24 protein-coding genes are annotated in these 23,477 nt (G+C 65.3%); 9 read left to right on the forward strand and 15 right to left on the reverse strand.

The features are described 5' to 3' along the window. The first annotated feature begins 17 nt into the window (after positions 1-17). On the forward strand, positions 18-464 hold the full coding sequence (locus IEW81_RS03665; protein ID WP_179691819.1) for a DUF4307 domain-containing protein: 447 nt from the start codon (positions 18-20) through the stop codon (positions 462-464). Positions 465-526: 62 nt separating this feature from the next. Continuing rightward, positions 527-1,015, forward strand: coding sequence for a transcription elongation factor GreA (greA, locus tag IEW81_RS03670; RefSeq protein WP_229671223.1), 489 nt, complete (start codon positions 527-529; stop codon positions 1,013-1,015). Between the two features lie 8 nt (positions 1,016-1,023). On the opposite strand, the gene ilvA is transcribed toward greA, so the two are convergent. After that, positions 1,024-2,259 (reverse strand): threonine ammonia-lyase, encoded by a 1,236-nt coding sequence (gene ilvA, locus IEW81_RS03675; protein ID WP_097060454.1) that lies wholly within the window; start codon positions 2,257-2,259, stop codon positions 1,024-1,026. Beyond that, positions 2,252-3,409 (reverse strand): AI-2E family transporter, encoded by a 1,158-nt coding sequence (locus IEW81_RS03680; RefSeq protein WP_097060453.1) that lies wholly within the window; start codon positions 3,407-3,409, stop codon positions 2,252-2,254. Before IEW81_RS03680 ends, ilvA begins: the two co-directional genes overlap by 8 nt. An 85-nt stretch (positions 3,410-3,494) precedes the next feature. Between IEW81_RS03680 and IEW81_RS03685 the strand changes: the two genes are divergently transcribed. Continuing rightward, the gene (locus IEW81_RS03685) at positions 3,495-3,737 is read left to right on the forward strand and encodes a hypothetical protein (protein ID WP_097060452.1); all 243 of its coding nucleotides are present in this window, start codon (positions 3,495-3,497) and stop codon (positions 3,735-3,737) included. Positions 3,738-3,743: 6 nt separating this feature from the next. Here IEW81_RS03685 and IEW81_RS03690 read toward each other — a convergent pair whose 3' ends face one another. From IEW81_RS03690 to IEW81_RS03705, 4 genes are read right to left on the reverse strand one after another with little or no spacing between them, the layout of a single operon-like run. Further along, positions 3,744-4,817, reverse strand: coding sequence for an ABC transporter ATP-binding protein (locus IEW81_RS03690; RefSeq protein WP_179691821.1), 1,074 nt, complete (start codon positions 4,815-4,817; stop codon positions 3,744-3,746). After that, on the reverse strand, positions 4,814-5,626 hold the full coding sequence (locus IEW81_RS03695) for an ABC transporter permease (protein WP_097060451.1): 813 nt from the start codon (positions 5,624-5,626) through the stop codon (positions 4,814-4,816). The genes IEW81_RS03690 and IEW81_RS03695 overlap by 4 nt, the downstream gene beginning before the upstream one ends. Further along, complete coding sequence (locus IEW81_RS03700; RefSeq protein WP_373285368.1) at positions 5,623-6,567, reverse strand: ABC transporter permease; 945 nt, start codon at positions 6,565-6,567, stop codon at positions 5,623-5,625. The genes IEW81_RS03695 and IEW81_RS03700 overlap by 4 nt, the downstream gene beginning before the upstream one ends. A 15-nt stretch (positions 6,568-6,582) precedes the next feature. Continuing rightward, entirely contained in the window at positions 6,583-7,686 is a 1,104-nt protein-coding gene (locus IEW81_RS03705; protein WP_179691848.1) for an ABC transporter substrate-binding protein, read from the reverse strand. A gap of 119 nt (positions 7,687-7,805) precedes the next feature. Between IEW81_RS03705 and IEW81_RS03710 the strand changes: the two genes are divergently transcribed. After that, on the forward strand, positions 7,806-9,104 hold the full coding sequence (locus IEW81_RS03710; RefSeq protein ID WP_229671224.1) for a winged helix-turn-helix domain-containing protein: 1,299 nt from the start codon (positions 7,806-7,808) through the stop codon (positions 9,102-9,104). Positions 9,105-9,128: 24 nt separating this feature from the next. Here IEW81_RS03710 and IEW81_RS03715 read toward each other — a convergent pair whose 3' ends face one another. Next, complete coding sequence (locus IEW81_RS03715; RefSeq protein ID WP_097060449.1) at positions 9,129-10,019, reverse strand: M48 family metallopeptidase; 891 nt, start codon at positions 10,017-10,019, stop codon at positions 9,129-9,131. 37 nt (positions 10,020-10,056) lie between these two features. Then, on the reverse strand, positions 10,057-10,623 hold the full coding sequence (locus tag IEW81_RS03720; protein WP_097060448.1) for a LemA family protein: 567 nt from the start codon (positions 10,621-10,623) through the stop codon (positions 10,057-10,059). A gap of 76 nt (positions 10,624-10,699) precedes the next feature. Between IEW81_RS03720 and IEW81_RS03725 the strand changes: the two genes are divergently transcribed. Beyond that, positions 10,700-11,239: an adenine phosphoribosyltransferase gene (locus tag IEW81_RS03725; protein WP_097060447.1), complete on the forward strand. Its 540-nt coding sequence runs from the start codon at positions 10,700-10,702 to the stop codon at positions 11,237-11,239. A gap of 10 nt (positions 11,240-11,249) precedes the next feature. On the opposite strand, the gene IEW81_RS03730 is transcribed toward IEW81_RS03725, so the two are convergent. From IEW81_RS03730 to IEW81_RS03745, 4 genes are all read right to left on the reverse strand, one after another. Next, entirely contained in the window at positions 11,250-12,614 is a 1,365-nt protein-coding gene (locus tag IEW81_RS03730; RefSeq protein WP_229671277.1) for a GH1 family beta-glucosidase, read from the reverse strand. 77 nt (positions 12,615-12,691) lie between these two features. Continuing rightward, positions 12,692-14,017, reverse strand: a complete 1,326-nt coding sequence (locus tag IEW81_RS03735; protein WP_229671225.1) for a D-arabinono-1,4-lactone oxidase — start codon at positions 14,015-14,017, stop codon at positions 12,692-12,694. Continuing rightward, the gene (locus IEW81_RS03740) at positions 14,014-15,234 is read right to left on the reverse strand and encodes an alanine racemase (RefSeq protein ID WP_097060445.1); all 1,221 of its coding nucleotides are present in this window, start codon (positions 15,232-15,234) and stop codon (positions 14,014-14,016) included. The genes IEW81_RS03735 and IEW81_RS03740 overlap by 4 nt, the downstream gene beginning before the upstream one ends. Next, positions 15,231-15,893, reverse strand: coding sequence for a TetR/AcrR family transcriptional regulator (locus tag IEW81_RS03745; protein WP_097060444.1), 663 nt, complete (start codon positions 15,891-15,893; stop codon positions 15,231-15,233). The genes IEW81_RS03740 and IEW81_RS03745 overlap by 4 nt, the downstream gene beginning before the upstream one ends. 162 nt (positions 15,894-16,055) lie before the next feature. On the opposite strand from IEW81_RS03745, the gene IEW81_RS03750 reads away from it, so the two are divergent. Next, positions 16,056-18,479: an Ig-like domain-containing protein gene (locus IEW81_RS03750; protein ID WP_097060443.1), complete on the forward strand. Its 2,424-nt coding sequence runs from the start codon at positions 16,056-16,058 to the stop codon at positions 18,477-18,479. Positions 18,480-18,855: 376 nt separating this feature from the next. On the opposite strand, the gene IEW81_RS03755 is transcribed toward IEW81_RS03750, so the two are convergent. Together IEW81_RS03755 and IEW81_RS03760 are read right to left on the reverse strand one after the other, a co-directional pair. Further along, the gene (locus IEW81_RS03755) at positions 18,856-19,401 is read right to left on the reverse strand and encodes a Dps family protein (RefSeq protein ID WP_097060442.1); all 546 of its coding nucleotides are present in this window, start codon (positions 19,399-19,401) and stop codon (positions 18,856-18,858) included. Between the two features lie 88 nt (positions 19,402-19,489). Next, on the reverse strand, positions 19,490-19,804 hold the full coding sequence (locus IEW81_RS03760; RefSeq protein ID WP_097060441.1) for a DUF7882 family protein: 315 nt from the start codon (positions 19,802-19,804) through the stop codon (positions 19,490-19,492). Positions 19,805-19,994: 190 nt separating this feature from the next. Between IEW81_RS03760 and IEW81_RS03765 the strand changes: the two genes are divergently transcribed. After that, positions 19,995-21,293 (forward strand): SufS family cysteine desulfurase, encoded by a 1,299-nt coding sequence (locus IEW81_RS03765; RefSeq protein ID WP_097060440.1) that lies wholly within the window; start codon positions 19,995-19,997, stop codon positions 21,291-21,293. Beyond that, a complete protein-coding gene (sufU, locus tag IEW81_RS03770; protein WP_097060439.1) occupies positions 21,290-21,727 on the forward strand; it encodes a Fe-S cluster assembly sulfur transfer protein SufU in 438 nt (145 codons plus the stop codon). The genes IEW81_RS03765 and sufU overlap by 4 nt, the downstream gene beginning before the upstream one ends. Before the next feature lie 15 nt (positions 21,728-21,742). On the opposite strand, the gene IEW81_RS03775 is transcribed toward sufU, so the two are convergent. After that, positions 21,743-22,558, reverse strand: coding sequence for a COG4705 family protein (locus tag IEW81_RS03775; RefSeq protein WP_097060438.1), 816 nt, complete (start codon positions 22,556-22,558; stop codon positions 21,743-21,745). 159 nt (positions 22,559-22,717) lie between these two features. On the opposite strand from IEW81_RS03775, the gene IEW81_RS03780 reads away from it, so the two are divergent. Next, on the forward strand, positions 22,718-23,464 hold the full coding sequence (locus IEW81_RS03780; protein WP_097060437.1) for an ABC transporter permease: 747 nt from the start codon (positions 22,718-22,720) through the stop codon (positions 23,462-23,464). Positions 23,465-23,477 lie beyond the last annotated feature (13 nt).

Genomic DNA, 23,477 nt, shown 5'->3' on the forward strand with positions numbered 1-23,477 from the left:
TTCTAATGGAGTCGTGCGTGTCGAAACCTGAGTCACCTGTCGTCACCGCCGGTGATGCCGCGACCACTGCGAGTTCGCTCGACGCACGATACGGGCGCTCGTCATCATCGTCGAAACGCAATCGCTTCATCGGAATCATCACTGCAGCGGCGTTCACCATCGTCTTCGTCGCCTGGGCCATCTGGGGCGGGCTCGTCGGCGCGCCCGATGCGCAATTCAGTGCCGTCGACGCGAGGCACACGATCGTCAGCGACAGCGCCGTGGATGTCACGTGGGAGTTCACGGCCCCGCCGGGTTCCGCTGCCCGATGCGCGGTGCAGGCCCTGAACTCGACCTTCGCCATTGTGGGATGGAAAGAGGTGGATGTCCCGGCATCCACTCAGATCACCCGCGTCTTCACCGAGCGGGTACTCACCACGGAACTGGCCGTCACCGGGTTGATCTACCGCTGCTGGCTCACCTAGTCTGGGTAGATTCAGTACGGAACCGGCCGCGGACGGCCGGTTCCTTTTTTCAGGAGAACACCTTGGCCCAAGCACATTCGGAAACCTGGTTGACCCGGGAAGCCTTCGACCGCCGCACCGCGGAACTGGAACAGCTGTCGGGTGAGGGCCGCCTGGAGATCGCGAAGAAGATCGAATCCGCCCGTGAAGAGGGTGACCTCAAAGAGAACGGGGGATACCACGCCGCCAAGGAGGAGCAGGGCAAGATCGAAGCGCGCATCCGCGTGCTCACCGAGCTGCTCAGGCACGCGACGGTCGGCGAGGCGCCGGCGTCAAACGGTATCGTCGAGCCGGGAACCGTCATCAAGGCCACGATCATGGGCGATGAGTCGACGTTCCTCATCGGCAGCCGCGAGATCGTCGGAGACAGCGATCTCGACGTCTACAGCGAAGGCAGCCCCCTCGGCACTGCGATCATCGGCCTGAAGATCGGCGACGAGACGAGCTACACAGCCCCGAACGGTAAAACCATCGCCGTGAAGATCATCAGCGTCGAGACCTACCTCCCGTAGGTAGCCGGCTAGAAGTCGATGCGGGGCTCGTAGCCCTCGTCGCGGAGCCTCGCGAGCACCTCTTCGGCGTGCTCGGGGCCGCGTGTCTCGATGTGCAGCTCGAGCTCGACCTGGCTGATCTGCATCCCGTTGCTGTGCCTCGTGTGCAGCACCTCGACCACGTTCGCGTTCGCCTCGGCCACGATAGCGGCCGTGCGTGCGAGCTGGCCAGGGCGGTCCGGCAGCGGGATGCGCAACCGCAGGTAGCGCTCCGACGTGGATAGTCCGTGGCTGATGACACGCTCCATCATCAATGGGTCGATGTTGCCCCCACTGAGGATCGCGACGGTCGTGCCACTGGCCCTGACCTTGCCCGCGAGGATCGCGGCGACTCCGGCCGCACCCGCCGGTTCGACGACGAGCTTGGCTCGCTCCAGCAGCACGAGCAGCGCCTGGGCCATGTCGTCTTCAGTGACCGTCACGACCTCATCCACCATCGCCTGCACGATCTCGAAGTTCAGTTCGCCCGGTCGCGCGACGGCAATGCCATCAGCGATCGTCGGCGTCATCGGCACCTCGGTGGGCGTGCCGTTACGCAACGACAGCGGATACGGCGATGCATTCACGGCCTGCACCCCGATGATGCGCACGATTCTGCCATCGAGAGCCGCACGCTGCTTCACCGCACTGGCGACGCCCGAAATAAGCCCGCCGCCACCGATGGGCACCACGATCGTGTCGACATCGGGTCGCTGATCGAGGATCTCGAGCCCCACGGTCCCCTGGCCCGCGACAACATCAGGGTGATCGAACGGATGGATGAATACCGCCCCTGTCGCGCGCGCGAATTCTGCTGCGGCCCTCAGCGGCTCTGTGATCGAATGGCCTCGAAGCACGACTTCGGCGCCGTAGGCTCTCGTCGCCTGCAGTTTCGGCAGGGCGACGCCGAGCGGCATGAAGATCGTGGACGCGATGCCGAGCTCGCGCGCCGCGAACGCGACACCCTGGGCATGGTTGCCGGCCGACGCTGCGACGACTCCCCGCGACTTCTCCTCGTCGCTCAGGCGCGAGATGCGGTTGTATGCGCCGCGGATCTTGTACGACCCGGTGCGCTGGAGATTCTCGCACTTGAGAAAGACTGGCGAGCCAAGTACCTCAGCGAGGTAACGTGAGCTCTCCATGGGGGTCACTTCTGACACGCCGGAGACGCGATCCCGCGCCTCCTGGAACTCGGCCAGGGTCGGGCCAATGATGGTGTTACGCATTAGGAAGACGTTCCTCCGCTGTGGGGCGCGGGTTGGCTTTCCAATCACCGCCTGCAATGTATTTCACCATGACATTCAGGGTTGCGATGACCGGAACGGCAAACAGTGCCCCGGGGATCCCCGCAAGGAATGATCCTGCCGCCACCGCGAACACGACGGCGAGTGGATGGACCTTCACGGCGGAACCCATCACGAGCGGCTGAAGGATGTGCCCCTCGACCTGCTGTACGAGCAGAACGATGCCGAGCATGAGCACAGCGGGCAACGGCCCGAGGTAGACGAGGGCAACGAAAACGGCGATCGTCCCGGTAAGCAGGGCACCCACCACGGGGATGAAGGAACCCAGGAACACCGCGATCGCGATCGGGATCACAAGCGGGAATCCACCGAACACGAGGCCCAGGATCCATGCGCCGAGGCCGATGCCCGTGGCATCCACCGCCGCGACGAAGATCTGCACCTTCACGAAGGTCGTCAGTGTGAGCCACCCGGCGTGGCCCGAACCGTTGACAGCCGGACGGGCCACGCGAGGAAACAGTCGTACAAGCCAGGCCCAGATCCTCCTGCCATCGATCAGGATGAACAGGGTCGCGAAGATGGCGAGGAGCAGCCCGGCGAGCACATGGCCCGCGGTCGAACCGAGCGAGAGCGCGCCACTCAGGAGCACCCGGCTGTCTCGCTGGATCGCGGTCACCGCCTGGCCGATGAATCCGTTGAGCTGGGCGTCGTCGATCTCGAAGGGCGGCCCCGCGAGGTATTGCTTGAAATCGCCGTATGCGGCGACCGACCGTCGTTGCAGGTCAGGGTAACCGCTGCGGACCTCGGCAACGACCACGAAGATGAGCCCCGTGACGATCGCCATGGTGCCCAGCATCGCGACGGCCACCGCGAGCGGTTTGGGCCAGCGATGCCGGATCAACCATTGCACGAGAGGCACCAGGAGGGCCGCAACCAGCACCGCGATCATGAACGGCACGACGATGTCGCGCAGCTGGATGATCAGGAAGATGAACGCCGCGATCACGCCAGCTACCAGCAGGATGCGCCACGAATACGCCCCCGCGATCCTGAGCCCGGGCGGCACTGTCGCGTCGCCGCCCGCCAGGGGACGTGCGGGCGCTATGAAGCGGTTCTTCCTGCCGAAGCTCATGCACCAATTCTAGGCAGCGGTACCCCGGCAGCCGCCCAGCATGACCCAGGAACGACGGTAAAGTTGGAGGGCGGGGAGGAGGCCCATGACAGCGGAAACCGATGGAACATCGAGCGAACCTGCCTCGAAGCCCACAAGCCGTCGCCGCCTGGTGCTCGCCATCGGTGCGGGCCTGATCGCGATGGTGGTCGCCCTCGGCGCCGTGGTCGTCGACATGTCGGCGTCGCGAGCACAACTGCAGTCGCAGCTCGAGGAGAACAGGCGCTCCATCAACGCCCTCACCAAGCAGCTCTACTGGGCGCAGCAGCAGCTCGACGAGGCTCGCTGATCCTTCTCAGGATGTGCGGCGGACAGCGCTGACCGCGGCACCCTTGAGCTTCAGGAACACCACGTCGCCGAGTTGCGGCCTGACGTCAGCGTCATGCTGGATCGAGACCCGTGAATCGTCGCCGAGCACCACCTGGGTGCGGCGAAGGCTGCCGAGGAAGCTCGATGCGACAACCGTGGCGCGGATTCCGGCGTTGGCGAGAGCGACGTCCTCCGGGCGGATGTATGCGGTGATGGGTCCGTCATCCATCGGTTCACCGAGCAGCCGCATGCTGATGCCGTGAGCCACGACCTTCCCGTCGACGAGATCGGCGGGGATCCTGTTGCTGAGACCGACGAAGTCTGCAACGAACGGAGTGAGCGGCGTTGCGTAGAGTTCCTCGGGAGTGCCGATCTGCTCGATGGCGCCGTCGCGCATGACGGCGACCCGGTCCGCCACGGCGAGCGCCTCCTCCTGGTCGTGGGTGACGAAGACCGTCGTGATGCCGAGCTCGGTCTGGATTCGACGGATCTCGTCGCGCAGCTGCACCCGCACCTTCGCGTCGAGCGCGCTGAGTGGCTCATCGAGCAGCAGCACCCGGGGTCGGGTCACCAGCGCGCGCGCGAGGGCGACACGCTGCTGCTGCCCTCCGGAGAGCTGGTGCGCGAATCGTTCCGCGAAGGCGGCGAGCCCCACCATGTCGAGCGCTTCTTCGGCCCGCGTGCGACGTTCGCTCGCCGCAACCCTGCGCATCCTGAGCCCGAATTCCACGTTCTCGATCGCCGTCATGTGCGGGAAGAGCGAATACGACTGGAAGACCATGCCGATATCGCGCTTATTGGTCGGGACTGCCGCGACATCCACTCCATCGATGACGATGCGGCCGGAGTCGACGAGTTCCAGCCCGGACAGGGCACGGAGCGCTGTCGTCTTTCCGCACCCGGACGGCCCGAGCAGTGCGACGAACTCCCCGGGTTTGATCGTGAGATCGATCGCGTTGAGAGCCCGGTGCGTACCGAAAGTCTTGACGACCGCCTCGAGCTCGACAGCCGCGCCGCGGTCGGTACCGAGGGATGTGGGGACGCTTGCGATGCTGGTCATTCTGTTCTCCGATTGCGTGGGGCGCCGAACCTGCCGATGAGCAGCAGGAGCCCGAAGACGACGGTGAGCGCCAGGAGCGCGAAGATCACAGCCGCATACGGGTCTGACTGGGAGACCTGCAGCAGCGCGGTCTGGAGGTTGTTGCGGTTGAGCAGGCTCGCGATGGTGAACTCACCCAGCACCACGGCGACCGAGATGAAGGATGCCGCCAGCACACCCCTGCGCAGGTTCGGAAGCAGCACGAGCCGCAGAACCGTCGGCCAGTCTGCCCCGAGTGAGCGGGCGGCCTCGCTGAGCGTCACCACGGGCACGGCGTCGAGGTTGGACTGGATCGCCCGATAGGCATACGGCAGCACGGTGATGCCGTAGGCGAACGCGAGGGTCCACGCTCCGCTTCCGAAGATCCTGACCACGACTCCGTAGACGGGCGCCAACCCGACGACGAGCACGATGGCGGGAACGGTGATCGGGATGATGCAGATGAACTCGAGCACGCGCCTGAGTTTCGGGAACTGGAGATGCACCAGGATCATCGTCGGAAGCAGCAGCACGAGCACGATGCCCACCGTCACAATGGCGAGCACCACCGAGTTGCCGACAGCCTGCAGCAGCCCGCGATACGTGCGAGCGGCATCCTCACCAACGAGACCGGTCCAGTGGTCGAGGGTGTAGTCGCCAGCGAGTCCATCGCGGAAAGTGAACTGGATCATCGCGATGATCGGGATCGCGAACACCGCACCGATGAGGCCCAGGATCACTCCTCGAGTGAATTTTCCCGGTTCCGCTCCCAGTCGCGTCGCGGCGCTCATCTCTGCCACCTCGACGTGCGCGACTGCAGCACCGAATAGCCCCACATCACGATGACCATCACGACGATCATCCCGAGCGCGAGCGCACCGGCCATATTCTCCCTGCCGAGTACGGTCTCGCTGATGAGGGCACCACGGATCTGGAGCGGCACGATCGGGGAGCCCTGGCTGACGAGCGCTGCAGCTGTGGCATAGGAGGAGAAGGCGTTGGCGAACAGCAGCAGGAGGCTGCCGATGAAGGACGGTGCGAGCACCGGGATCGCGATGCGGGTCCAGTACGTGAAGGGCGTACCGCCGAGTGTCGCGTTGGCCTCGGCCCAGGTGATCTTGAGGCCCTCCAGCGCCGGCATGAACGTGATGACCATGAGCGGCACCTGAAAGTACAGGTAGACCACAAGCAGGCCCGGCACCTGGTAGAGCCACGGTCCGCTGGCAAAGAGGTCGATACCGAACACTTCGGCGAGCAGCCGGGTGACGAGCCCCTGCGTTCCGATGGTTGCGATAAACGCGAAGGCGAGCATGACGCCACCGAACTGTGCGAGCACGCTGGAGATGGAGTCGATGGTCGTGCGCAGCGCGCCCTCGGCCCGGGTGCCGAGCAGTGCGTAACAGACGAGCGCTCCGACGACAGCACCGACCACGGCCGTGACAGCAGACACGAGGAAGGAGTTGCCGAACGTCGCGAGCACGTTGGGGGCGAGGAGACCCGCCACGTTATCGATCGTGAGCGTGCCGTCCTCGGTGAAGAAACCGGTGGTCACCGCGAGAATAGTTGGGATCGCGAGGAACAGGATCACGTAGAGCGCGAAGGGGGTGAGCCCGACGAATCTGCCGACGCCGCGACGAGCGGGCCGACCTGTAGCCGGCCCTGACAGCGGGTGACGCCGGGGCCCAGCCCCGGCGTCACCGCTTGTCAGTGCTGGCGCCTGAGCGACAGTCACAGTGGATATCTGCCGCTAGCTGATCGCGGCGGCCCACTTCTCTGCGAGGATGGCGGCGTTCGCCTCGGCCTGCTTGGGAGTGGGGGTGACGAGGTCACCCTTCAGCTCGCCGAGCTGCTTGAGTGCTGCCGTGTCGACGGTGCCGGAATCCTGCAGCGACTGGATGGTGACCGGGTAGGCCCCACCGACGATGAAGAGGTTCTGCGCCTCTGCGCTGTAGATGAATTCCTGCCAGAGTCGGGCTGCCGCCGGGTTCGCGGCATCCTTGTTGATGGCCTGGTTGTAAAAGCTGGTGTAGACCGCGCCCGGAAGCGTGGTCACCTCCCAGCCGTCGACCGTCGCCGCAGCAGCGAGGTTGTTGTAGCTCCAGTCGAAGACGACCCTCGTCTCTCCCGAGGCGATGGTTGCGGCGGTGGCGTCGACGGGAAGGAAGTTGCCTGCCTTGTTCAGCTTCTGGAAGAACTCGATGCCGGGGGTGAAGTCGTCGAGCGTTCCACCTTCCTGCACGGTGGCGAGTCCCAGCGCCGCGAACGCAGCGCCAGCCTGTGTCGGGTCGCCGTTGAGCGCGACAGCACCCTTGAAGTCCGACCCGAGCAGGTCGTCGAGGCTGGTCGGCTTCGGCACCGAGTTGGAGTCGTAACCGATCGACATGCTGCCGGTGTAGTCGTTGACGTAGAGGCCCGTCTGCTCCTTGTTGTCGCCCGGGATCTCGTCCCAGTTGGCGACCTTGTATGGCGCGAAGTAGTCGAGGCTGTCGAGAGTGACAGCGGTTCCGAGGTCGAACACGTCGGGGGCCGTGTCCTGGCCCTTGAGGTTGTCGGCGGCGGCGATCTCTTCGGCGCTCGAGATGTCGGGGTCGGCCGAGTTGACGGTGATCCCGTACTTCTCCTCGAACAGCGCCTTGATCTCACCGTAGTTCGCCCAATTGTCGGGCAGCGCGATGACGTTGAGCTGGCCTTCGGCCTGGGCTGCGGCGACGAGGGCATCCATTCCACCGAAGTCATCTGCACTGGTGGCCGCTGACGCATCAACATTAGATGCGGCGGGGGTGCTGGTCGCGCAGGCGCTGAGGGTAATCGCAGCAGCGGTGATGACCGCAACGCCGGCGAGGTGACGCATTGTGAACAAGGGTTCCTCGTTTCATGCCTCCGGCCGCCCGCGCTGTGAAGCGGGCAGTAGGGAACCGGATGGCCTGTGAGCACGCTAAGGAACGTGAGGGGCACGGAAGGGTCCGAACAATGAATGGGAAGCGAACAGCGGCTGTCCACGGGGCGCTCCGGCTGCTCGAGGCCCGACTGCTCCACGCACGACTGTCGGGCCGGCTGGGTATCGTCGTGCACGTGGTCGATTCCGTATCAGCAGCGCAGGCGAGGCGCATAGCGCTGGCCGCCCAGGGGTTCGGCAGGCAGGAGTCGGGCAGGCAGGGGCGACAGGTCGGCACTCGCCAGCTCAACCAGCTCATCCGGCGGCTCGGAGTGCTGCAACTCGACTCGGTGAACGTGTTCGAACGCAGCCACTACCTTCCGGTCTTCGCTCGGCTCGGCGCCTACGACAGGTCGATTCTCGACACCCTGACCTTCGGTGCGCGATCGAGATACACCGAGGCCTGGGCTCACCAGGCGGCGATCATCCCCATCGAATCGTGGCCTCTGTGGCGTTGGGCGATGGATGAACGGCGCGAGCCCACGAACACGTGGGGTCGCTGGGCCGAGGCCCATGCGCCCATGCTCGACTTCCTGCGGACCGAGCTGGCCGAAAAAGGCCCGGTGCCCGCCGGGAAGATCGAACACGAGGCGAACGCCCGAACCGGTCCGTGGTGGGGCTGGTCGGATGTGAAGACCGGGCTCGAGTGCCTGTTCATGTTCGGCGAGGTGGTCGCTGCCGGACGCACCCGGTTCGAGCGCACCTACGCGCTGGCCGAGCAGTGCCTGCCGTCCGAGATCGTCGGCCGCATCATCCCGAAGCGGGATGCCACTCGTGAACTGGTGAGGTCGGGCGCCGAGGCTCTGGGCATCGGGACCGTGCGTGACATCGCCGACTACTGGCGGCTCTCCCAGGCGGTGACGAAGACCGCGCTCGGCGAGCTGGTCGACTCCGGTGACGTACTTCCGGTGCGCGTGGAGGGCTGGCAACAGGCCTACCTGCACCGCGATGCGCGCATTCCCCGCCGCATCGATCACCTGGCGCTGCTGTCCCCCTTCGACCCGATCGTCTGGGAGCGCGCCCGCGCGCTACGCATGTTCGACTTCCATTACAGGATCGAGATATACACGCCGGCCGCGAAGCGGATCTTCGGCTACTACACACTTCCCCTGCTGCAGGATGATGCGATCGTGGGCCGCATCGACCTCAAGACCGACCGGCAGAACTCTGTGCTGCTCGTGCAATCGGCGTGGCGTGAGACCGGGGCATCCATCGACCTGGATCGGGTCGCGGTGCTGCTGCGCGACACGGCCGCCTGGCAGGGCATGGACGGCATATCGGTTGTCGGGCGGGGTGACCTGAGCGCCGATCTTGCCGGGGTGCTCGGGGCCTAGCTCCCGCAGGTCGTGCTCCAGCGGCTAGAAACTGCCGCCGATCTTGCCGAGACGCGCGATGCGGTCGGCGAGCGGCGGGTGCGTGCTGAAGAGTCGGTCCATGATTCCGGGCTTCGTGGGGTCGGAGATCCACATGTGCGCCATGGTCGAGTTCTGCTTGATCATCGGGCGACTGTGATCCGCAAGCTTCTGCAGGGCGCTGGCGAGAGCGTCAGGATGCCGCGTGGTGAGCGCCCCGGTGGCATCCGCGAGGTATTCGCGCTGGCGTGAGATCGACGCCTGCACCGCCGCAGCAACGAGCGGGGAGATCACCAGCGCGGCCAGGCCGACGACGATCATGATCGGGTTGCCGCCGTTGTTGTTGTTATTGCCGCGACCACCGAAGAGGGTGAAGCGCAGCGCGATATCTGAAATGAAACCGACAGCCACAACCAGCCCGAACACGATCATCGAGACCCTGATGTCGTAGTTCTGCACGTGGCCCATTTCGTGAGCCATCACACCTTCGAGCTCGTCGTCGTCGAGCAGCTCGAGGATGCCCGTGGTCGCCGCGACGACCGCATGCTGGGGGTCTCGACCCGTCGCAAACGCATTCGGCGCCGGGTCGTTCACGATGTAGACCTTCGGCATCGGCGTTCCCGTGGTGATCGACAGGTTCTCGACGATCCTGTACAGCCGCGGGTTATCGGACTTCTGGATCTCTTGGGCACCGCTGATCGACAGTGCCTGGCTCGATGCCGCAAAGTACTGGATGACGGTGAAGATCCCCGCGCCGATGATCGTGCCGATCGTGATCGTCAGTGGGTCGCCGCCCATCAGGGAACTCAGCGCGAAACCGAGGAACCCGATGATGATGACGAACAGAATGATGATGAAGATCGTGTTGCGCTTGTTCTTCGCTATGGCGCGATACATCTAAACGTCCAGGCCGGGCTCTCGGGATTCGGGGAGATCAGAACTGCACGCGGGGCGGTTCTGCGATAGCTGCGGCATCCGTCACCTCGAAGAATTCGCGCTCGGTGAAACCGAGGTTGCGCACGAACAATGTGTTCGGGAACACCTTGATCTTCGTGTTGAGTTCGCGCACGCCACCGTTGTAAAAGCGACGGCTGGCCTGGATCTTGTCTTCAGTGTCGACCAGTTCGCCCTGCAGCTGCAGGAAGTTTTGGCTGGCCTGCAGCTGGGGGTAGGCCTCGGCGACGGCGAAGATGCTCTTCAGCGCACTCTGCATGTGGTTCTCGGCTGCGGCGGCGTCGACCGGGCCCTGCGCGCCGAGCGTCTCCGCACGAGCCTTGGTCACCGCCTCGAAGACGCCCTTCTCGTGGGCAGCGTAACCCTTGACCGCCTCGATGAGGTTGGGCAGCAGGTCGGCACGACGCTTGAGCTGCACCGTGATGTCGCTCCATGCCTCGTCGACGCGCACATTCAGCGTGACCAGTGAGTTGTAGGTCGACCACAGGTAGATGCCCACGATCACGACGAGCAGAACGATGACGCCGATGACGATCAGGAACTCCATGGCGTCATACTATCCGAGCACCCCTCCGTTTTCCCGGACGGGCCGTGCTCTCACAGCTTCGCCCTAGGCTCGACCTATGCCATCGACACTCGAGAAATCCGCAGCCGACGCCATCGAAGCGCTGACAGCTCTCGTACCGGATTTTCCGAAACCGGGCATCGTCTTCCGCGATCTCACCCCGGTGTTCGCCGACGGTTCGGCGCTGAGGCTGGTCACCGATGCCCTGGTCGAGCCATTCAGGGGACGGGTGGATGTGGTCGCCGGCGTCGAAGCCCGCGGATTCGTGCTGGCGGCGGCGGCCGCCTACGCCCTCGGGGTGGGAGTCGCCGTCATCCGCAAGGCCGGCAAGCTGCCGCCAGACGTGATCTCGGAGAGCTACTCGCTCGAATACGGTGAGGCCACGCTCGAGGTGCAGCCCCACAACCTGCCATCGGGATGCCGCGTGCTGGTGCTCGACGACATCCTCGCCACGGGCGGCACACTGGCCGCAGCGACGACACTCGTGGAGCGAGCCGGCTGGACCGTGACCGGCGTGAGCGTCGTACTCGAGCTCGATGGGCTGGGTGGACGCGAGGCGCTGCCGGGTCGCGACATCCGTTCTCTCGTCGTGGCGTAACAGCCACCCGTCAGGTTCTGGCCCGCAGCACCTTCTGCAGCCAGTGGTACGAACGCTTCGGTGTGCGTTCCTGGGTTTGGTCGTTGACATGGATCAGGCCGAAGCGCTGCTCGAAGCCGGCCGCCCACTCCCAGTTATCGAGCAGGGTCCACACGTAGTACCCGCGCACATCGACGCCCTCGACACCGGCGAACGCCGCCGAGACATGATCGGCGAGATAGCTGGCCCGGTTCGCGTCGTCGACGGACCCGTCGTCGGCGACGACATCATCGAAACTCGCCCCGCCCTCGGTGATGTACACCGGAGGCAGCACGCCCTCATAGCGCGTGGCGTAGTCGTTGAGCGTCTCAGTGAGAAACTCCGGGGCGATCGGCCAGCCGAACCCGGTGGTCGGGAATTCGGGCCACGGCCTGAGGTGGAACGGCAGTTCACGCACACTCTCAGCAGAGCCGTCCGGGGTGGCATCGTCGTTGGGGGCGCCAGAACCGATGCGCGAGGGCATGTAATAGTTCAGACCGTAGAAGTCCAGCGGCTGCGCGATGGTCCTGAGGTCGGCGGCATCCACTTCAATCAGCGGCTTGAAGAGTTTTCGCGACAGCAACGGGAACTTCGGGTAGTGGCCGAGTAGCACCGGGTCGGCGAAGATGCGATTGTGAATGATGTCGAAGAGCTCGGCGTATGCCCGGGTCTTCATGTTGTCTTTGGCCGGATGCACCGGCGAATGTACGTTCGATATGCCGATGCCTCCCTTCACACCGACCGACCGCAGCGCCTGTACGGCGAGACCGTGGCCGAGCAGTTGGTGGTGCGCGGAGATGAGGGAGTCGAACATGAGCGTGGCACCGGGCGCATGGATTCCGAGGGCGTATCCGTTGAGCGTGACCGTGGTGGGCTCGTTGATGGTGACCCACTTGTCGACCCTGTCACCGAATGCCTCACCCGCGATGATGGCGAAGTCGGCGAAACGACTGGCGGTGTCGCGCAGCATCCATCCGCCCCTGTGCTGTAGCGGCTCAGGCATGTCCCAATGGAACAGGGTGGCCATGGGCTTGATCCCCGCCGCGAGCAACTCATCGATCAGGCGGTCGTAGAACTGGATTCCTGCACGGTTGGGGCCGCCCACTCCCCCGGGCTGGATGCGTGGCCAAGCGAGCGAGAACCGGTAGGAGTCGACGCCCAACTCTTTCATGAGCGCCACGTCTTCGCGATACCGGTGGTAGTGGTCGGTGGCTACCGATGCGTTGGACCCGTCGGCGATGCGGCCAGGCTGTCCCATGAATTCGTCCCACGTCGACGGTCCGCGTCCGTCGTCACGCACCGCTCCCTCGATCTGGAACGCTGCTGTCGAGACGCCGATCTCGAAGCCTCTCGGCATGGTCGCCGAGAATCCGTCCGGATCGTGCAGCCATTCGCTCGGCGTGTGCTGTCGGGATATCCCTCGCGTGCTGTCGCTCATTCGCCCAAAACTTTCCGCAGATAATCATTCGCGAACAACCGCCCAGGGTCGAGCCTGTCACGGATCGCGAGGAAGTCGTCGAATCGCGGATATGCCGGGCGCAGGCTCGCGGTGTCACGACCGTGCATCTTGCCCCAGTGCGGGCGCCCCCCGAAGCCCATCATGATCGATTCCACGGCGGCGAAATACTCGGTCGGATCTTCGCGGTAGTACCGGTGAACGGCGATATAGCCCGTGTCACGGCCGTGCGCGGTGGACAGCCAGTTGTCGTCGCTGGCGGTGGCTCGCACCTCCACGGGAAACGTGATGCGCCAGCCGTTGCGCTCGATGGTCGCGCGGATCTCGCGGAGGGCATCCGGAACATGCTCCCGGGCAATCGCGTACTCCATCTCTCGAAAACGCACTCGCCTCGGGGAGGTGAACACGGGATGCCAGCTGTCGGTGATCTCACGCGTGGCGACGAGCCGCTCGGAAAGCCGGTTGAGGGGCGGGATGGTCGACGGCATCCTGACCCCGAGCTCGCACAGGGCTGCATACAGCCGATTGGGCAGCAATTCGTCGTCGACCCAGGCAGCGAACCGGCCCTGTACCCGGCGTGGGGTGTCTGCGGGAAGCCGCGTGTTGGACCTGGTCAGGGCGGAGGTGGTGTGCGCGAACCAGTAGAACTCGAAATGATCGACGGATGACGCGCGGTGCGCCCAATCGTCGAGAACCTCGTCGAGCGGCTCGGCCTTCTCGACGGCGTGCATCATGAAATCAGGAACGCACCTGAGCGTCACGTCGACCACGACTCCCAGCGCACCGAGGCCGAGCCGCGCCGCGGGGAGCAGCTCGGCATTCTGGTTCGCGCTGATGGTTAGCAGGGTGCCATCGGCAGATACCAGGGTGATCGCCTCGAGCTGGGTGGCCAGGCCACCGAACGATGCTCCGGTGCCGTGGGTTCCGGTCGAGGTCGCACCGGCGATGGTCTGCGTGTCGATGTCGCCCATGTTCTCGAGGGCGAGGCCCAGTGGAGCCAGCAGTCCGGGCAGCTGGTGGAGGTAGGTGCCGGCGCCGACCCTGACCAGGTTGCCGTCGGACGAGATAATGCCGCCGATCCCGGCGACGTCGAGCTGCACGCCGTCCGTCGCCCCAATGGAGGTGAAGCTGTGGCCGGCGCCGATGGGCTTGAGGTTCAGCCCCCGGTCACGGGCGAACTCCACGGCAGCACACACGTCATCGACCGACGACGCCGTGGCGACGTAGGCGGGATGCGCGCTCACCGAGCGTCCCCAGTTCTGCCAGGGCCGGCCAGTGATGATCGTCGAAGTGGTGATCGTCACAGGAATGCCTTTCCTTCGCCGCGGTAGGTCGGCATCATCTCGGTGACCTGTTCGTCGACGACGATCGCGAACTCGTTCACGTGCTCGCTCAACTCACCGGCCTTGGTGTGTCGCATCCATACCCGGTCTCCGACGGAGAGTGCGCCCGCGCCCGTGAGTGGGGTCTGCACCTCTCCCGCCATTTCGCGGGCGACGAATCCGAGACCCATGGGCCACACCGGCTGCGGGAGTCGGTCGAGGGCTGGCGGCCCCGAGGCGATCCAGCCGCCGCCGAGAAGGGTCGCCATCTCCGGAGTCGGCTTGCGCACCACAGACAGCGCGAAGGCCGCGGCGGGCGCGGGCTGGAAGTGGCTATAGCCATCGAACAGGTGGGGGCCGAAGAGCCCACTTCCGGCCGCGACTTCGGTGACGGAGGAATCGGATGCCGTGAGCTCGAGCGACCCGGTGCCACCACCGTTCACGAACTCGAGTTCGGCGAGTTCCCGAACGGCGACGACGACCTCGCCGCGGCGGCGGATCAGCTCTTCTCCCGAGTTCTTCTGCACCCAGTCGACGATGCGCCCCCGCGCGGGTTTCCCAGCCGGACGGTTGACTACACCGGCGATCTGGGATTCGTACGCCATCAGCCCGACGAGGATGAATCCCGGTCGGGCGATCACGGCTCGCGCGAGCGCCACGGCCTGGTCGACGGTGAAGACCGGTGAGCGGAAGACGCCGAGGTAGCCGAGCATCCGGGACTTCCAGGAGGCGTTGAGCTCGATACACACCCGGATGTTCTCCCGCCGAGCCGGCGGCAGCACGGCATCCACGATGTCGAGCTGCTCGATCGAGTCGACCATGATCGTGACCCGGCCAGCGAGCAGCGGCGAGCTTCCGAGCGCGGCGATGGAGGACCGGTCGACCGAGGGGTAGCCGACCACGACATCGTCGATAGTTTCGGCGAGCCAGAGCGCCTCGGCGAGGGTGTACGCGAGCACTCCCCGGTAGCCGGGCAGCTCCAGCACCGCATCGATCACGCCCCTGACGCGCACCGATTTGCTCGCGATCCGGATCGGTATGCCCTGGGCCCGGCGCAGCATGTCGTGGGCATTGAATGCGAGCGCTGCAGCGTCGATGGTGCCGAACGGGGTGCCAAGCGCGGCTGTCGCCCCGGTCAGGGCCGGCCAGTAGAGCTCGGGCGCGAGCCAGGGCTCTGTGGTGGGCCTGGTGAGTCTCACGCGCAGCCGCTCCTGTCCTGTGATGACGCAGGCGAAGAATCGGGCGCCGGGCCTGCGAGCACAGGTTCGGCAGGCACAGGATCGGCGAGCCGGGCGATCGCCGTTGCTGCGAGTTCGATCGTGCGTTGTGCCGCGGCGGTGTCTCCATCGGCGAGCCAGGCCAGTGTGATCCCGTCCGTCATCGTCACGACGAATCGGGCTGCATCGGCGAGGGGATCCCTCCACGTCACCCCGGCAGCGAGCGCGGCGCTGGCCAGCAACTTGGTCGCTGCCCGGTGGTAGCTCTCGTACTGTGCCCTGGCGAGATGGTGGAGACCGGGCGTGACCAGGGCATGCTGCAGCAACTCCTGGAGAGCACGTTCGTGCGCTGGATCAGCCCGCACATAGTCGAAGAAGGCGTGCATTCCGTCCAGCACCGAGTTCCGGATGTCGCTCCCCGGCTTGAGCGACAGGCTCGCGGCTGACATCTCGCCGTCGACGACCCGCTGCATCACCTCGGTGAGAAGTTCGTCCCGGGAGCGGTATGCGTAGTGGAAGCTCGCGAGCGACATCCCGGCCTCGGCCACGATTGCGCGCGTCGTCGCCTGGGAAAGCCCATGGTTGCCGATGACGCGGAGGGCCGCGGCGGCAAGCAGCTCGCGGCGCTCGGCGCCAGACATTCGAACCACGTCGCCCTCCCAGGCCGGATTGGGTCAAGTGTCCCAGACGCTTGCTCCAGTACGCAATGAAAGAATCCGACATAACGATTCAACCTGAGTATTTCGCAACACTGGAGCGTTGGGATTGACTTGTCTGTCTATCTCTTGCTCAATTGACTCACGGTGAGGTTTCGCGACACGCAAGACCAGGGATGGTCGGTCCGCCACCGCGGGGCGGCGCTCGTCGTGCTGTCCGCAGGAATTTTGCTCGCCCTTCTCGGAACCGTTCCCCTGTCGGCCATGGCGGCGGTCGAACCGACACCCGGATCCACCGCCCCGCCCGGCGGGACTCGCGCGCTCACCGCGCCTCTCGTCATCGATTCGCCGTCGAACGATGCCCTGTTCGCGAGTTCGAGCGTCACGATATCCGGCACCAAAGACCCGGCAGGCATCGTTGAAGTGCAATCCCTGACGGGTGGCGCGCCCTCCTGTGCCATCCAGGCTGGCGGTTCGACATGGGAGTGCACATTCAGTGCGCCCACGGGGCGCAACACCGTTACCGTTTTCCAGCGTTTCGACGGCGACCCCACTCCGGAGCAGGCCCGAGTCACCGTGAGGGCGCTGCCAGCGCCGACGATCACCGGCCGTTCACCCATCCTGACCACCGGTCTCGTGACGGGCACCGGCTACCCCGGTTCGGGGATCGTGCTCTCCGGTTCCGCTGTCGGCAACTGCCCCGGCATCGTGCAGCCGAGTGGATACTGGTCCTGCCCACTGGTCGTCAGCGCGTCGGGCGACTATTCCGTGTCTGCGACGCAGACATGGGCAGACGATGACAACCAACCAGGTGGCACGAGTGGCGCCGTGGTCATCAGGGTCGACCGGGATCCACCGGCCTACCCGGTATTCACCCAGCCGGTCTCCGGCGCCCAGCCGGGAAGCCAGCCGACGGTCTTCGCCGGAACCGGAGAGAACGGCGCCAGGGTCGATGTCTTCGTGGATGGCACCCTCGTCTGCTCGAGCAGCGTCGGCGCCGGGAACTGGTCCTGTTCCTCCGCCCTCGGTGAAGGGCCGCACAGCGTGCAGGGTATCCAGTGGGATCTCGCCGGCAATCCCAGTGGCGCAACTCCGGGCATCGCGATCTCCATCACCGGCGCGACCGCTCCGGTCGCCCCCCAGCCGGAGCGACAGAAGCCGAGCTTCGTCGAGCCTCCCGCGACCGACCAGGCCACGCCGGTCCCCGTCCCCCCTCCCGCTGCCGCACAGGACACCGCCGAAGCTCCCGCCGCGGTTCCTACCCTCCCGTTCTTCCCTCCGCCGGTGGGCGGCATCTCGGGGCTTCCTCCACTCGACACCTGGGGCACTCCGACCCAGTACGGCGGCGCCATCCCCTCCGTCGAATCGACAGCCACCGGCAGCGCATGGCTGTGGGGCCTCGGCCTGGGGGTCGTCTTCGTGCTACTGATTGCCATGCCACTGCGTTTGGCGCTCACCGCCCTGCGCAGCCGTTTCCCGCGTCACTACTTCGCGCGGGATCACAGCAGGTTGACGGCATCCGAGGTTCCCCAGCTGCGCCCCAGGATGACCCTGCTGGGCGCGATCGGTGCCGCCGCCGCACTCGCCGCGCTTGCCGGCGGCATCCAGGGTGAAGTGCGCTACCTCAGGCTCGCCATCGCCGTCGCGATCGCACTGCTCGTGCTGAACGGTATCTCCGTGGCGCTGACGACGCGGATGGCCACGAAAGCGCTGGGCGGTGAATCACGACTCAGGCTGGTGCCGATATTCCTGACGATCGCCGCGCTCGCCGCCCTCGTGTCGCGCGCTGGCGGCATCCAGCCCCCCGTCATCGTGGGAGTCGTGATCGCGGCATCCTTCCTGGCCGAGGTTCCCGCCCGGTCACGGGGACTCGTCGCCACGCTCCAGCTCGCCGTGACGCTTGCTCTCGGGCTCGCAGCGTGGCTCGCCCACAGCGCGATCGGCGCGGTGACCGGATTTCTCCCGTTGCTGGCAACCGAAACCCTGTCGAGCCTCTGCATCGCGGCGATAGGTTCCGCGGTCGTCCTGGCCCTGCCGGTGAGCCGGATGCCCGGCCGCCTCATCTTCGAATGGTCACCGGTCACATGGGTCGCTGTCGCTCTCGCCGCGGGCACCATCGCCGGCGTCGTGATCGCGGGCGGATCCACCTTCCCCGTCCCGTCGCTCGTCGGCCTCTCGCTCGCGTTCGCGGCGCTCTGCCTCGCTCTCTGGGCGTGGATCCGCCTCATCGAGCCGCCGCTCAACTCGCGCGCGCCAGCAACGACGGGCGGAAGCACGGGCGGAAGCGCAGGCGCAGGCGCAGGCACGATGAGCGCAGCACGCACCCGGCCCTGGTCCGAATCAGGCTACGACGTCACGCCTGAGGCACGATATGAGGTCGGCCGTCTCGCTGTCGCGGTCACTCCAGTCGGACTCCCCCAGCGGGAGGGTGCGACTGAACTGGGGATAGTTCACGGTGATGCGCACGTCTCCGAGCCCGTCGCCGGTGGGCTCAGCACCGTCCGCGAAAGACTCCAGCGCGAAGCTGCTGAGCCCCTTCCGGGCAGTGACCGTCACCTCGAGAGGAGTTGACACCGCGCCGGGATCGCCATCGAAGTTCGCATAGGCGACGATGTCGTCGGTGAATGCCACGACCGAGACCGACGCATGGCTCTCGCCGCGCGGCGCAACATACTTCGCCGAAAAATACCGGATCTCGCCCTCGCCGGTCGCCAGGATCAGGTCGGTCAGCAATTGCGAGTACCACGAGGGAACACCGTCGACAGTGCCGTCGCGCCAACTGAGCTCTGACTTGAATCGGATCTCAAAACGCTTCCGCTGGTCGCCCATGCCGGGTATTGTCACCATCGCCTCCAAGTGTGTACCAAAAGTGAGCACTGTCCCACGCTACATACCTCAGCGCCTTCGTCACAGTCCGCCCTTGGGGGGCACGGCTGTGCAGGTTCCGCTACTTCTTCGTGGCTGGGGTGCGGTTTTCTGCCGAGACCATCCAGGCGAACTGCTCGAGCTTTTCGATGATGCCATGCAGGATGTCGGCACTCGTCGGATCTTCGTTGTCCACCTCATCGTGAACCCCACGCATCGTGGCGACGGTTGCTTCCAGGCGGATGGTGACCAGGTCGACGGTCTCGGTGGTGTCGATCTCCCCCGCGGGATACTCGGGGAGGCTCGTGGTGCCAGCGATCGTGTCACTGCGCCCATCCGGAATTCCGTGGAGCGCCCGCATGCGCTCGGCAATAGCGTCACTGAACTCGCGAGTCTCGTCGATAATTTCATCGAGAATGCGATGGGTGTCACGGAAGTTGCGGCCGACCACGTTCCAGTGCGCCTGCTTGCCCTGGATCTGCAGCTCGAGAAGGTCGACCAGCACCTTCTGCATGTCGTCAGTGAGGGTCTTCGAGGCGGTGAAACCGTGCTCAGCATTCTGGCGCCGTGTGACCCTTGCGCCTGAGCCGGTTGGAGCCTTCGTGTCACGTGCATTCGAAGTAGTCATAACGACAGGCTAGAACTCGGGGCCGTTCGTGTCAGGGGGGTCGATTATTTGCTGTTCGAGTGATACGGCTGGAGCCCGATGCGGAGGGTCATGATGCCGACGGTGGCTCCGGTTCCGGGCTGAATGACAGCCCAGCCGGGTTGTTGGATGACGCCGCGAGCACCTCGATCCAATCCCGGTTAATGACAGGCGGTCGACTGCCGAAGTAGCGGAAGAACAGTGTGCTGCTCGGGTCCAGCCAGATCGCGCTCCGGCCGCTTCCCGCACCGGGGGCGTTGGTCCATGAGAACACGAATCCTTCCCGGCGACGAAGCTTGGCCGTGATGACGATCTGGAGGTGCGCGAGGGCGCGATCATCGAACGGGATCTCAGTCCCGGACGCGCCATACAACAGAATTCCCACAGAACAGCCTTCCGTTCTCCCGCAATCTCGGGGAAAGTTCAGGCCCTTATCGTACAGTCCAATAGCAGAATGTTCGGTCTACGGCCTTGTAGTTTTTGGGCGAGGGAATTGTCCCGCCACGCGAGGGTTGACACTGGTAACGCACGCGCATCTGGTCGCTGGCACTGAAATCGAAAGGCGGACGACACCGATGACAACGACACCATCGACCCAGGCGATGCTGTCGCCCGCCGATGTCGAGCGCATCCGCGGCGACTTCCCCATCCTGCAGACCGAAGTGAACGGGCATCCACTCGCCTACCTCGACTCGGGCGCCACCTCACAGAAGCCACTCGCTGTGCTTGACGCTGAGCGCGACTTCTACCTCCGTCGCAACTCCGCGGTGCATCGTGGCGCCCACATGCTCGCGGCCGAAGCGACAGAAGAGTTCGAGAATGCCAGGGCCACCGTCGCTGGATTCGTGGGCGTGACGGCCGACGAGATCGTGTGGACCTCCGGCGCGACCGAGGGTCTGAACCTTCTCGCCTATGCCCTCTCGAACGCGACCTTCTCTCCCGAGCACGCAGCACTTCGCCTGTCACCCGGAGACGAGATCGTCGTCACCGAACAGGAGCATCACGCGAATCTCATCCCGTGGCAGCAGTTGGCACTGCGCACCGGCGCCACCCTGCGCTTCATTCCCGTTGACGATGACGGGGTGCTTCGCGTCGACCTGATCGACGAGATCATCACGGAGCGAGCCAGGCTGGTCACATTCAGTCATGTCTCGAACGTGCTCGGCACGATCAACCCCGTCAGCGAAATCATTGCGAGGGCGCGACAGGTCGGTGCGATCGTCGTGCTCGATGCGTGCCAGTCCGTTCCGCACCTGCCGGTCGACTTACGGGCACTCGACGTCGACTTCGCCGTGTTCTCGGGCCACAAGATGCTCGGCCCGACCGGCGTCGGTGTGCTCTACGGCCGCGGCCCCATGCTGGATGCCCTTCCGCCGTTCCTCACCGGGGGCTCCATGATCACCACCGTCACGATGGAGGGGGCCGAATTCCTGCCCGCTCCACAACGGTTCGAGGCCGGCACCCAGCGAGTGTCGCAGGCGATCGCGCTGGCCGCGGCCGCCCGCTACCTCGACGCGATCGGCATGGATCGGATCGCGGCCCATGGCGCGCACGTCGGCCGTCGGCTGCTCGACGGTCTCGACGCGATCGACGGCGTACGCGTGATCGGCACGGCGGGTCACCAGTACGACGAGCGGGTGGGACTTGCGAGTATCGATGTGGCGGGCATCCACGCGCATGATCTCGGGCAGTTCCTGGATGACCGCGGCATCGCCGTGCGCGTCGGCCACCACTGCACCCAGCCGTTGCACCGGAGACTCGGGCTGACCGCGACGACGCGCGCAAGCGGATCGCTCTACACGACAGACGATGACATCGACCGCTTCCTGCAGGGCGTCAGCGACGCAAGAACCTACTTCGGGGTGACCTCATGAGTTCGGACGAGCTGAACGGGCTGTACCAGCAGTTGATCCTCGACCATTCGAAGAGCCCGCACGGGCAGGTGACACTCGATAATCCGACGGCCAGCTCCCACCAGCTGAACCCGACCTGTGGCGACGAGATCACCCTCTCTATTGAGGTGGATTCCGGCACCATCGCCCACGTCGGCTGGAAGGGCCACGGCTGCACCATCTCGCAGTCGAGCGCGTCCCTGCTGTCGACCCTGGTCGAGGGCCGCGAGGTGGACGACACGAAACTGCTGCTCGAAGAATTCCGCGAGGCCATGCGTTCTCGAGGCACGATCGAGCTGGACGAGGAGCGATTCGAGGATGCGATCGCGCTCAACGGGGTCTCTCGTTACGTCGCGAGAGTGAAGTGCGCGATGCTCGCCTGGGTTGCGCTCGAGCACACGCTTGAGGGTCGCTGAGCCCACGCTTCCCGGCTATGCCGAAACAGGCTCGAGCGTTGCGTTATCGAGGCTTACCGCACGACGCTGGCGAGAAACCTTCACTGCGAGATACGTCGCCACACCGACGATGATGGCGAGGAAGACAACGCTGGTTGCGGTGGCGCCGACGCCCAGGCCACCGTCGGCCGGTGCCTGTGAGAGCAGGTCGCCGATCGATGCACCGAGCGGGCGTGTGAGAATGTACGCCGCCCAGAAGCAGAACACCACGTTGGCGCGAAACACGAACCGTACGATCGCGATGACAGCGATCAATGATGCGAACAGGATGGTGCCGAACACGTATCCGAGCCCGAAGCCCTCGGTGATGAGGTCGCCAGCCGCGGTGCCGAGCGCGAAGGTGAAGAGCACAGCAACCCAGTAAAACGCCTCACGGCGGCGGCTGAAGATGGTATGGATCGACAGGGTGCGCTCGCGGTAGAACCAGATGCCGAACGTGATCACCAATACCCCGCTGAAGATGACGGTACTCACCCAGAGCGGGAGACCCACGACATCGGTGAGGTTGTCGGTGATGAGCGTTCCCACGACGCTGATCAGCACGACGACAGTCCAGTAGACGCCGGAGGTGTATCGCTTTGTTGCGAACTGAGCCACCAGGGCGACGATGAGCAGGCCACCCATGATCCAGGTGGTGATCGACAGCCCGAGGGCGAGGTCGACGTTGATGTAGTCCGCAAATGTTTCGCCGGTGGTGGTGGCAAGGATTTTGATAACCCAGAACGCGAGCGTTATCTCGGGCACCCTGTTGAACAGGATCGTGCGGACATGCTCGGGCATCGTGGAGGTCATGAGGTAAGGCTGGCGAGCTCGACTGGGGGTTGGGCCTGAACCAGGGGTAATTCACATGTGTGTTCTCTCACGAAGCCCCGACGGAGCCGTCAGCGCAAGCGCAATATCCGCGATCCGCGCGCGTCGGCGGTTACACCGATCCTGACCTAGGGTCGAATCATGACGGATGCGAGCCCCTGGATCGCCACGGCCGTCGCCGTACTTCTCCTGGCTACGATCGCGACCGTGGGGCTGGGTGCAGCGGGCGTCCGCCAGCCTCGTGCGGTCGTGTTCGCGCTCGTGCGGGCGACCATCCAACTCACCGCGCTCAGCCTCGTTCTCACCGGGATCCTCCGGGATCCGCTGTGGGTGGGCATCGGGCTCACGGTGATGTTCGTGGCAGCCGTCGGCACCGCCGTCATGCGCAGTCCGCGAGGCACCCGGCGTATCGTCCCGCTGGCCATCGCCATGCTCGTGGGCCCGATCACCGTCATGCTCATCGTGTTTGTCGCGGGCGCCATTGAGTTCTCGCCGCGCTACGTGCTCGCGATCGGCGGCATCGTCATCGGGAACACGATGACCATCGCGATCCTTACCCAGCGCGTCTTCCGTTCGACCGTGCACGATCACTGGGATGAGGTCGAGGGGTGGCTCGCGCTGGGCGCGACTCCCCGCCGCTCCACCCTCGATCTGGCGCGCTCCGCCATCCACACCGCGTTGCTGCCCTCGATCGACCAGACTCGCACCACGGGCATCGTCGTGTTGCCAGGCACCTTCGTCGGCGCGATCTTCGCGGGCGCGTCGCCCGTGGAAGCGGGCCGGTTCCAGATCGTGGTGCTCGCCAGCGTCCTCGCGGCCGGAGTGCTGACCGCGGTCATCCTGACCCGACTGACGGGCGCGATCGCCGTGAAACCCGTAGCGCCCTAGACGGTGCAGCGGA

It is taken from the genome of Salinibacterium xinjiangense (assembly GCF_014645015.1).
GTDB classification, from domain to species: domain Bacteria; phylum Actinomycetota; class Actinomycetes; order Actinomycetales; family Microbacteriaceae; genus Rhodoglobus; species Rhodoglobus xinjiangensis.

Bases quoted from the DNA above. Each gene is read 5' to 3' on its own strand.
- IEW81_RS03695 (WP_097060451.1), bottom strand. From the start codon at position 5,626: ATGAGCGCCGCGACGCGACTGGGAGCGGAACCGGGAAAATTCACTCGA.
- IEW81_RS03755 (WP_097060442.1), bottom strand. From the start codon at position 19,401: ATGACTACTTCGAATGCACGTGACACGAAGGCTCCAACCGGCTCAGGC.
- IEW81_RS03685 (WP_097060452.1), top strand. From the start codon at position 3,495: ATGACAGCGGAAACCGATGGAACATCGAGCGAACCTGCCTCGAAGCCC.
- IEW81_RS03680 (WP_097060453.1), bottom strand. From the start codon at position 3,409: ATGAGCTTCGGCAGGAAGAACCGCTTCATAGCGCCCGCACGTCCCCTG.
- ilvA (WP_097060454.1), bottom strand. From the start codon at position 2,259: ATGCGTAACACCATCATTGGCCCGACCCTGGCCGAGTTCCAGGAGGCG.
- IEW81_RS03720 (WP_097060448.1), bottom strand. From the start codon at position 10,623: ATGGAGTTCCTGATCGTCATCGGCGTCATCGTTCTGCTCGTCGTGATC.
- IEW81_RS03715 (WP_097060449.1), bottom strand. From the start codon at position 10,019: ATGTATCGCGCCATAGCGAAGAACAAGCGCAACACGATCTTCATCATC.
- IEW81_RS03730 (WP_229671277.1), bottom strand. From the start codon at position 12,614: ATGCCGAGAGGCTTCGAGATCGGCGTCTCGACAGCAGCGTTCCAGATC.
- IEW81_RS03745 (WP_097060444.1), bottom strand. From the start codon at position 15,893: ATGTCTGGCGCCGAGCGCCGCGAGCTGCTTGCCGCCGCGGCCCTCCGC.
- IEW81_RS03690 (WP_179691821.1), bottom strand. From the start codon at position 4,817: ATGACCAGCATCGCAAGCGTCCCCACATCCCTCGGTACCGACCGCGGC.
- sufU (WP_097060439.1), top strand. From the start codon at position 21,290: ATGAGTTCGGACGAGCTGAACGGGCTGTACCAGCAGTTGATCCTCGAC.
- IEW81_RS03710 (WP_229671224.1), top strand. From the start codon at position 7,806: ATGAATGGGAAGCGAACAGCGGCTGTCCACGGGGCGCTCCGGCTGCTC.
- IEW81_RS03780 (WP_097060437.1), top strand. From the start codon at position 22,718: ATGACGGATGCGAGCCCCTGGATCGCCACGGCCGTCGCCGTACTTCTC.
- IEW81_RS03725 (WP_097060447.1), top strand. From the start codon at position 10,700: ATGCCATCGACACTCGAGAAATCCGCAGCCGACGCCATCGAAGCGCTG.
- IEW81_RS03765 (WP_097060440.1), top strand. From the start codon at position 19,995: ATGACAACGACACCATCGACCCAGGCGATGCTGTCGCCCGCCGATGTC.
- IEW81_RS03775 (WP_097060438.1), bottom strand. From the start codon at position 22,558: ATGACCTCCACGATGCCCGAGCATGTCCGCACGATCCTGTTCAACAGG.
- IEW81_RS03705 (WP_179691848.1), bottom strand. From the start codon at position 7,686: ATGCGTCACCTCGCCGGCGTTGCGGTCATCACCGCTGCTGCGATTACC.